General features: G+C 65.6%; 7 protein-coding genes. All 7 read right to left on the minus strand.

Going from position 1 to position 8,717, the window contains the following annotated elements; translation table 11 throughout:
• Positions 1 to 310: antitoxin Xre-like helix-turn-helix domain-containing protein (locus AC5JJ6_RS29955; RefSeq protein WP_496045561.1), on the minus strand; the 310-nt coding region annotated here is incomplete at its 3' end.
• A 243-nt stretch (positions 311 to 553) separates the two neighbouring features.
• On the minus strand, positions 554 to 769 hold the full coding sequence (locus tag AC5JJ6_RS29960) for a type II toxin-antitoxin system PrlF family antitoxin (protein ID WP_496045562.1): 216 nt from the start codon (positions 767 to 769) through the stop codon (positions 554 to 556).
• Between the two features lie 77 nt (positions 770 to 846).
• The gene (locus AC5JJ6_RS29965; RefSeq protein ID WP_496045563.1) at positions 847 to 1,875 is read right to left on the minus strand and encodes an oxidoreductase; all 1,029 of its coding nucleotides are present in this window, start codon (positions 1,873 to 1,875) and stop codon (positions 847 to 849) included.
• Positions 1,876 to 1,897: 22 nt separating this feature from the next.
• Positions 1,898 to 3,691 (minus strand): PTS glucose transporter subunit IIBC, encoded by a 1,794-nt coding sequence (ptsG, locus tag AC5JJ6_RS29970; protein WP_496045564.1) that lies wholly within the window; start codon positions 3,689 to 3,691, stop codon positions 1,898 to 1,900.
• Positions 3,692 to 3,739: 48 nt separating this feature from the next.
• Positions 3,740 to 6,307, minus strand: a complete 2,568-nt coding sequence (gene ptsP / locus AC5JJ6_RS29975; protein ID WP_496045565.1) for a phosphoenolpyruvate--protein phosphotransferase — start codon at positions 6,305 to 6,307, stop codon at positions 3,740 to 3,742.
• Positions 6,308 to 6,438: 131 nt separating this feature from the next.
• Positions 6,439 to 7,089, minus strand: a complete 651-nt coding sequence (locus AC5JJ6_RS29980; RefSeq protein WP_496045566.1) for an HAD family hydrolase — start codon at positions 7,087 to 7,089, stop codon at positions 6,439 to 6,441.
• Positions 7,090 to 7,126: 37 nt separating this feature from the next.
• Positions 7,127 to 8,545: a glycoside hydrolase family 1 protein gene (locus AC5JJ6_RS29985; RefSeq protein WP_496045567.1), complete on the minus strand. Its 1,419-nt coding sequence runs from the start codon at positions 8,543 to 8,545 to the stop codon at positions 7,127 to 7,129.
• Between the last annotated feature and the right edge of the window lie 172 nt (positions 8,546 to 8,717).

Genomic DNA, 8,717 nt, shown 5'->3' on the forward strand with positions numbered 1-8,717 from the left:
TTATCGCCTCCAACTGCCCGACGAGCTTGGCGAAACCGATGACGCGCTCGCTTTCAGCGGGCGACAGGGTTTGGTCCTGCTTCGCCTTCTTGTTGACGGTGGCGGGGGATAGGTTCAGGGCCTTGAGGGCAGAGCCCTGTCCGATGCCAAGTTCCGCGATGATCCGCTTCGCCTCCGTGGCGCGGACGCCGTGCTTGATCATGCCGATACGCTCAAGCGGCGATGCCCGATAGACTGCGAGATATGACAGCCTTTCTGACGGCCGCTTTGGGGCAGGTGCGGTCGTCGCTTGGGTCGTTGAACGGGACATGATCTGCTCCTTTGAGCAATTAGTATGCTCTATCGAGCGAAAGTAATCAAGTTGTTCGGGTTTTGGAGTCTGGTCAAATTCCGGCGGAGATGTCGGGCTGAAGAGGCCTGACATTCAACAACCCAGACGGATCATGCTTCAATGCCGCTGGTATGACGCGTTCCGTGTTACGGACATCAATGACAGCAACTTTGGCCGTTCGTAATACGGACCCGACCGGAAACCCTTCCGTCGCTCTACGGTTCAAAGGTCGCCATAGGCTCGCCGATCCGTCTCGGAGTTCCATTCAGTGAAGGTGTGAAACGGATCATCGACCGGTTCATTGGCCGCGCGCGTCAGGACGACGCGCCCCTCTTCGATGTTGTAGGCAATTTGATCCCCCTCGCGCAAACCGAGAGCGACGCGCACCGCTTGCGGGATGGTGGTCTGCGCCTTCTTGGTGAGTCTGCTCGTGATCATTGAGCTTCCGGCAGTCAGGAATTTCTTGGCGGTTCAGGATGATCCTTATATCGGTCAAGACGGCGCTGAAAATCCTCTCAAATCACCGCCACCGTGCGCCGTTCCGCCGCACTCCGGATCGCCGCTTCCAGCACGAGCATGACGTTGCGGGCTTCGGCGCCTGTCACCGGCGGCGGGGTGCCGTTGCGGATGCTGGCGGCGATGGCGGCGTAATAGGCTTCGTAGCGGCCGGGGAGAGTTTCGAGGGGTGTTCCGGTGCCGTCGGCGCGAGTCAGGGTGCCGTGCTGGGTGGTGCGGCCCCAGCCGGGCGCTCCGGGGCGTTGGCCGGCTTTGAGGGCGGATTCCTGCGGGTCGAGGCCGTGTTTGGAATAGCTGCCGGCGTCGCCGTGGAGGGTGATGTGCGGGCCGGGGCGGCAGACCAGGGTGGCGGCGTGCAGAATGGCGCGCAGGCGGCCGTAGTCCAGGATCAGGTGGAAGTAGTCGTCCATGACGGCTTGCGGACGCTGGGTGATGACGTCGGCGGTGACGGTTTTGGGCAGGCCGAACAGGACAAGGGCCTGGTCGATCAGGTGGGAGCCTAGGTCGTAGAGCAGGCCGGAGGCTGCGAGAGGCTGCTCGCGCCAGCCTTGCTTGATCGCGGGGCGGAAGCGGTCGAAGTGGACCTCGTAATGGGCGATGGTGCCGACGAGGCCCTGGTCGATGCAGTGGCGGGCGGTGAGGAAGCCGTCGTCCCAGCGGCGGTTATGGAAGACGCTGAGCAGGCGGCCTTTTTCCTCAGCCAAGGCTATCAAGGCGTCGGCTTCGCCCAGGGTAGGGGCGAAGGGTTTGTCGATGACGACGTGCTTGCCGGCGTGGAGTGCCGCTTTGGCGTAGGGGACGTGGGTGGTGTTGGGGGAGGCGACGATCACCAGGTCGATTTCGGGGTCGGCGAACAGGGCTTCGGCGCTCTCCACTACGTCCACACCGGGCAGGTCGGTGCCTACCTGCTCCCTGCGGCTGGTGACCACCTTGGCGAGCCGCAGGTGCGGCTCGACCATGACCAGCGGGGCGTGGAAGACGGAACCGGCGAGCCCGTAGCCGATCAGTCCGACGGTTATCCGGTCCATTCCACGTCCCTTAATGGCTTGGTTATTCGGCGGCCTTGGCGGCAGGCTTTCCGAGAGCATCGGCGAGTTCGGCGGCGTCGAACCCGACGATCAGGTGGAAGACGTTGGCAGCCAGCGGCATGACGGCCACGACGCCGGCCTGCTTCAGGGCTGCCGCGTCGAGCCGCCGGCCGTCGTCGAGTTCCACCCGCCAGCGGGTGGTGGCGAGGGCTTCCAGCGTCTTGATGTTGCCGGCGCCTCCCAGCGCCTGACGGATGCTCTCGGCGCGCTTGGCGTCGCCAGCGGGGCGCGTCGGGGTCTCCACCGGGATCGCGGGAGAGGGAGTGGCGGCAGCGGTGGCGGCGGGGGTTTCGAGGTCGGCTTCCGCTCCGGTGCTGCGCAGGTATTCCTGCATGCCGGTCTTCATGTTCTCCGACAGCGGGCCGAAAATGGCCTGGACTCCGCCGCCGACCACCATGACTCCGGCGGCACCCATCGATTTCAGCCGGGCCTGATCGACCTTGGCCGGGTCCTTGACCGCGATGCGGAGGCGGGTGATGCAGGCGTCCAGGCTGGTGATGTTGTTGCGTCCGCCGAATGCGACGACGAGGTCGCGCGAGCGTCCGCCCTCGCCGGAGGAGCTGGTGGCGCGGGCGTCTTCGGTCTCGATCTCGCGGCCAGGGGTCTTCAGGTTGAACATGCGGATCGAGGTGCGGAACACGACGTAGTAGATCACGGCGTAGACCGGTCCCAGGATCAGCACCAGCCACCACTTCTGGGCGTTGCCGCCGAAGACGTTGAAGACGACGAAGTCGATGCCGCCCTGCGAGAAGGTGAAGCCCATGTGGGCTCCCAGCGAGTTCATGACGAACTGCGTGGAGGCCGCCAGGACGGCGTGGAAGAAGTAGAGGACGGGCGCGACGAACAGGAAGGCGAACTCGATCGGTTCGGTGATGCCGGTCAGGAAGGAGGTCAGCGCCGCCGAGATCAGGATGCCGCCGGCCTTGGCCTTGTTCTCGGGCCGCGCTTCGTGCCACATCGCGATGGCGGCGGCGGGGAGGCCGAACATCTTGAACAGGAAGGCGCCGGCCAGGATGCCGGCGGTCGGATCGCCTGCGAAGAAGCGGTTGATGTCGCCGTGGACGACCTGACCGTTGGGGCCGGTGAAGGTGCCGATCTCGAAGAAGAACGGGACGTTCCAGATGTGGTGCAGGCCGAACGGGATCAGCAGGCGCTCGACGAAGCCGTAGACGGTGGCGGCGGTGCGCGGATCGCTGACGGCGGCCCAGTGGGAGAACACGTCGATGCCGTGCTGCACGGGCGGCCAGACGACGGACAGCAGCGCCCCCAACACGATGGCCGACAGGGCGGTGACGATGGGGACGAACCGCTTGCCGGCGAAGAAGCCCAGGTATGTCGGCAGCGTTATCTTATAGTATTTGTTGAACATATAGGCGGCTAGGCCGCCCGCCAATATGCCGCCGAAGACGCCGGTCTCCATCGCCGGTATGCCCATGATGACCTTGGGCTCGACGCCCCAGACCCCGGCCATGACGCCCATGGTGGCGAGCATGACCATGTAGCCGATGGCGGCTGCTATGGCGGAGACGCCGTCGTTCTCGGTGAAGCCCAGCGCCACGCCGATCGCGAAGATCAGGGGCAGGTTGGCGAAGATCACGTCGCCGGAGTTCTTCATCAGAAGCGACAGGATTTCCGGCATCCAGCCGAAATTCGCGGCGCCGATACCCAGCAGCAGACCGGCGACCGGCAGCACGGCGACCGGCAGCATCAGGGACTTGCCGATCTTCTGAAGGAAGGCGAATGGACTCTGGGCCATTGATTTCCCCAATTATTCTTTGTTTGGTCTTTGTCGGTCAGTCGACCGTTATTCCGCGAAGGGGGCCAGCCGCGCCCGGACCTGCTCCGCCGTTCCCAGCGCCAGCACTTCCTCGGCCAAGGCCTGGCATTCGGACAGGGAGATTCTGCCGATGGCTGCCTTGATTGCCGGGATCGTCGGCACGGTGACGGACAGCTCCTTGACGCCGAGCCCGATCAGGACCGGGATCGCGATCAGGTCGGACGCGATGCCGCCGCAGACGCCGACCCATTTGCCGTGCTTCCGCGCGCCGTCGGTCGTCAGCTTGATCATGCGGAGGACCGCCGGGTGCAACCCGTCGGCTTGTCGGGCGAGCTTGGGGTGGCCCCGGTCCATCGCCAGCGTGTACTGGGTCAGGTCGTTGGTGCCGATCGAGAAGAAGTCGCATTCAGCCGCCAGGATATCGGCCTGGACGGCGGCGGACGGCACTTCCACCATGATGCCGACCTTGACGCTGGCGGTGGCGCTGGTCTCGCTGGCGGTGGCCGCCTGTTCCTCCGCCAGGATGCGCTTGGCGGCGCGCAGTTCCTCCAGCGTCGCGATCATCGGGAACATGATATGCAGGTCGGACAGCGGGGCCGCCCGCAGGATTGCGCGGAGCTGGGTGCGGAACATCGCCGGCTGGTCCAGGCTGACGCGGATGCCGCGCAGTCCTAGGAAGGGGTTTTCCTCCTTGGGGAGCGGCAGATATGAGAGCGGCTTGTCGCCGCCGACGTCCAGGGTACGGATGATCAGGGGACGGCCACGGCCGAGCACTTCGGCGACGGCGCCGTAGGATCGGGCCTGCTCGTCCTCGCCGGGGGCCTGATCGCGCTCGTCGAACAGGAACTCGGAGCGCAGCAATCCGACGCCCTCGCCGCCGGCGGCGACCGCCGCCAGGGCGTCGTCGGCGTTGCGGATGTTGGCGACGACTTCGATCCGGTGGCCGTCGCGGGTCTGAGCCGGCTGCATCGCGGTCGCCAGTTCCTCCCGGCGGCGCTCGGTTGACCTGGCGATCTGCTCGCGGGCGCGGGCGACTTCCGCTTCGTTCGGGTTGCGGCGGAGCATGCCGCGTCCGCCGTCGAGCAGGACCTGGGCGCCGTCGTCGAGGTGCAGGGCCGACTCGTCGATGCCGCAGATCGCGGGAATGCCGAACGAGCGGGCGATGATCGCGACGTGGCTGGTGGCGCCGCCGCTGGTGGTGCAGAAGCCCAGCACGCGGGTGCGGTCGATCGAGGCGATGTCGGAGGGCGCCAGGTCCTCGGCGACCAGGATGGCGTCCTGCGGGACTTCGATCTTCTCTTGGCGGATCCCGGCCAGCAGGCCTAGGACCCGCCTGCCGACGTCGCGGATGTCGGTGGCGCGTTCGCGCAGCAGGGGATTGTCGAGGCCTTCCAGCTGTTTGGCGTAGCGGGTGAAGGCTTCGCGCCAGGAATACGCGGCGCTGGAGCCGCCCGCGATGCCGTCGAGCGCCAGATCGACGAGGTCGGGGTCTTCGAGCAGTTCCTTGTGGGCGTCCAGGATCTTGGCCTTGGAGGGGTCGCGCATGTGGCCCTTCAGCTCTTCGATCTGGGTCCCGGCCTCGGCCAGGGCGGTGTCGAGCTTGCGGCGCTCGTCAGCGGAGGCGCCGCCCTTCTGCTCGACCTCGACCACATCGTGGCGGTACTGGAAGATCCGGCCGATGGCGAGACCGGGGGAGGCCGGGACGCCGGCGATCTCGTCGGCATCGGTCGGGAAGGCGCGGGCGGCTGTCGGAGTTGGTTCGGCGGCGGGCTGCGGTGCTTCGCCGGGCTTCTCGCCGCAGCCGTCCGCGATCAAAGACGCCAGGGATGCTACCGCCTTATCGGCGTCCGGGCCGGTCGCCTTGACCGTGACGACATCGCCCTGCTTGGTGGACAGGCCCATGATCGCGACCAGCGACTTGGCGTTGACCTTGTCGTTGCCCCGGATCAGGTGGATCTGCGAGTTGAAGGTCTTGGCGGCGGCGGCCAGCACGGCGGCGGGCCTTGCGTGCAGCCCGGCGTGGTTCGGCAGGGGGATGCCTTCGGACTGCGCTTCGGCTCCGGGTGCTGCGGTATCGGCGATGCCTGCACCGTTCGCGGCACCGTCCTTGAGGGTCAGTTCCAGGATGACGCTGCGGCCGGCTTCGACCATCCCGGACGCGGGGGTCATCTGGGCGACGCGTTCGAAGTTGGCGACGACGATCTCGGTCAGCAGGCTGCGGGCGTTGCGGCCGACGCGGTCGGCGTCGAAGCCGATGACGGGCTGGCCGACCTTGACCGTGTCGCCCATCTTGACGCGGGGCGAGAAGCCGTCGCCGCGCAGCATCACGGTATCCAGCCCGATATGGACCAGGACTTCGATGCCTTCCGGGGTCGTGATCGTGAGGGCGTGGTGGGCGTTGTGGAGCTGGGTCACGGTGCCGGCGACCGGCGCCAGCAGTTCGTTGGAGATGGGGTCCAGGGAGATCCCGTCTCCCACCATCTTCTGGGCAAAAACGGGATCGGGCACCTGATCCAGGGGCACGAGGATGCCCCCGAGTGGTGCGACGATCTTCAGGCTGCCGGGCTTCAGGCTGGACTGAGAAGTCGTCTGCATGGTGCCTCCCTGATGTTCACCGGTGCGCGGTGGCCCCTGCCCCCACGGGTCCGGTTGTTTTGGTTATACGGCTGCTTCCCCGAACGCACAGTCCCCCTTTGGTGTTCAAAGACCTGCCCTTCTGCTCCAATCTACACCTTGAGGATGTGCGCTACCTCCGCCCCGATGTCGGAGATGGGCGGAATTTCCGGCGGGAACTCCAGCTCCAGGTCCTCCGGCCATGCGATGACGCGGGTGCCGGCGGCATGGGCCGCGCGGGCGCCGGTCGGGCTGTCCTCGACGGCGATGCACTGGTGCGGCTCGACCCCCAGCAGGGTGGCGCCGCGATGGTAGGGTTCAGGGTGCGGCTTGCCGTTCACCACGTCGTTGATCGAGACGGAAATGAAGCCCGGCTCCTCCAGCCCCAGCACGCGGATATTGGCGTTGACCACGATCCGGTCGGAGTTGGAGACGAGGGCTTGGCGCAGGCCGTGTTCGGCGAAGGTGCGCCAGGCTTCGAGGGCGCCGGGCCGGATCTCGATCTCGTGGGCGTGTTCGGTGTAGTAGCCGTATTTCAGGCGGCGGAATTGGTCGAAGCTCATCTTGAGATCGAAGCGGTCGCGGACCGTCTGGTAGACGACGCGGGCGGCGCGGCCGACGATCTCGTGATGGAAATCGTCGGGGACGTGCTTGCCCTCGGTCCCTACCGTGTGGCGCAAGGCCCGGAAATGCATGGACTCGCTGAGCAGCAGGGTGCCGTCGATATCCCACATAACGGCGCGGAATTGCTGGTTATCGTTCATCGTTCGACCGTCTCCGGCAGTTATTCATTGATCGGTGTCAGGTGGAAAAGCCGTTTTGCGCCGCCACGTCGCGGTACCAGTATGCGCTTTTCTTCGGATAGCGTTGCATGGTGTCGCGATCGACGAAGAAGAAACCGTAGCGCTTCTTATAGCCGTTCAGCCAGCTGAAGTTGTCCAGCAGCGCCCACATGTAATAGCCCCGCACGTTCATCCCCTCGCCGATCGCCCGGTGGATCACCTCCAGGTGCTCGCGGACGAAATCGATCCGGTACTGGTCGTCCACGGTGCCTTCGGCGTCGAGGGTTTCCTGGGCGCCAATGCCGTTCTCGGTCACGTAGATCGGCATGCCGGGGCGGTACTGATGGGCGCGGGCGAGCAGGTCGTAGAGGCCGGGAGGGTAGATTTCCCAGGCCCAGTCGGTGTAGCGGCCCTTGGGATTCCTGACGAACTTGAACTGGCCCTTGATCGAGAAGTGGCAGTCCTCGTCCTTGTTGCCGGAGGTGTTGAGGCCGAAGATGGTCTCATCAGCGTCGGCCGAGGCGTAGTGCGGGAAGTAGTAGTTGACGCCGATGAAATCGACGGTGTCGCCGGCGATGACGTCGAGGTCCTCGCGCTTCATCTCCGGCAGGATGCCGTGCTCGCGATAGAGGTCGAGCGCTTCGCGCGGGAACTCGCCCAGCAATGCTGGGTCGATGAACCAGCGGTTATAGACCGCATCGGCGATACTGGCAGCCTTGGCGTCTGCGGCGCTGCCGGTCGCCGGGTAGACCGGGCACATGTTCTGGACGATGCCGATCATGCCGGGGCCGCCGGAGCCGTGACCGAGCGAGTGGAACAGCTTGACCGTGCGGGCGTGGGCGACCATCAGGTTGTAGGCGACCTGGACGGCGGCTTTGTAGTCGTGCTTGAGGGGCGGATGCAGTGCCGTGACGTAGCCGTTGAGCGTGGACCAGGACGGCTCGTTGAAGGTGGACCACAGCTTGACCTGATCGCCGAATTCCTCGAAGCAGACGCGGGCGTAGCGGAGGAAGGCGTCCAGGGTGGCGGGGTTCTCCCATCCTCCTGCTGCCGCCAGCGGAGCCGGCAGGTCCCAGTGGTAGAGGGTGACGTTGGGCTCGATCCCGGCGTCGATCAGGGCCTTGAAGAGCTTGCGGTAGAAGGCGACGCCTGCGGGGTTTACCGCACCCGTGCCGTCCGGAACGATCCGGGGCCAGGCGATCGACAGGCGGTAGCCGTTCTGGCCGAACTGCTTGATCAGGCCGACGTCTTCCGGCCAGCGGTGGTAGTGATCGCAGGCAAGGTCGGGCGTCGCTTCCTGCCAGATCCGCTCCGGATGATCGCGGCAGAAGACATCCCACTGGGACGGGCCGCGCCCGTCTTCCCGCGTGGCGCCCTCGATCTGCAAGGCGGCGGTGGCGGCGCCCCAGATGAACCCGTCCGGAAACCGGAACTCCATTTTCCCTGCCCCCTTGCCTGTCCTTCATCAGAGCTGGAAACGGCGGGCGGCGGGGCTTTGATCCGAGAAGTTTTAAAGAAACTGTGAGTTGCGGATACTTCAGTTTCTCGGTTTCAGTAAGTGTCCGTCCGGAAAAAGCTTGAGGCATTGGAATCGCTTATGATTCCCTGAT

Source organism: Skermanella sp. (assembly GCF_059503625.1).

Excerpts from the sequence above, each read along its gene's own strand:
- AC5JJ6_RS29960 (WP_496045562.1), bottom strand. The coding sequence starts at position 769 with ATGATCACGAGCAGACTCACCAAGAAGGCGCAGACCACCATCCCGCAA.
- AC5JJ6_RS29965 (WP_496045563.1), bottom strand. The coding sequence starts at position 1,875 with ATGGACCGGATAACCGTCGGACTGATCGGCTACGGGCTCGCCGGTTCC.
- ptsG (WP_496045564.1), bottom strand. The coding sequence starts at position 3,691 with ATGGCCCAGAGTCCATTCGCCTTCCTTCAGAAGATCGGCAAGTCCCTG.
- ptsP (WP_496045565.1), bottom strand. The coding sequence starts at position 6,307 with ATGCAGACGACTTCTCAGTCCAGCCTGAAGCCCGGCAGCCTGAAGATC.
- AC5JJ6_RS29980 (WP_496045566.1), bottom strand. The coding sequence starts at position 7,089 with ATGAACGATAACCAGCAATTCCGCGCCGTTATGTGGGATATCGACGGC.
- AC5JJ6_RS29985 (WP_496045567.1), bottom strand. The coding sequence starts at position 8,545 with ATGGAGTTCCGGTTTCCGGACGGGTTCATCTGGGGCGCCGCCACCGCC.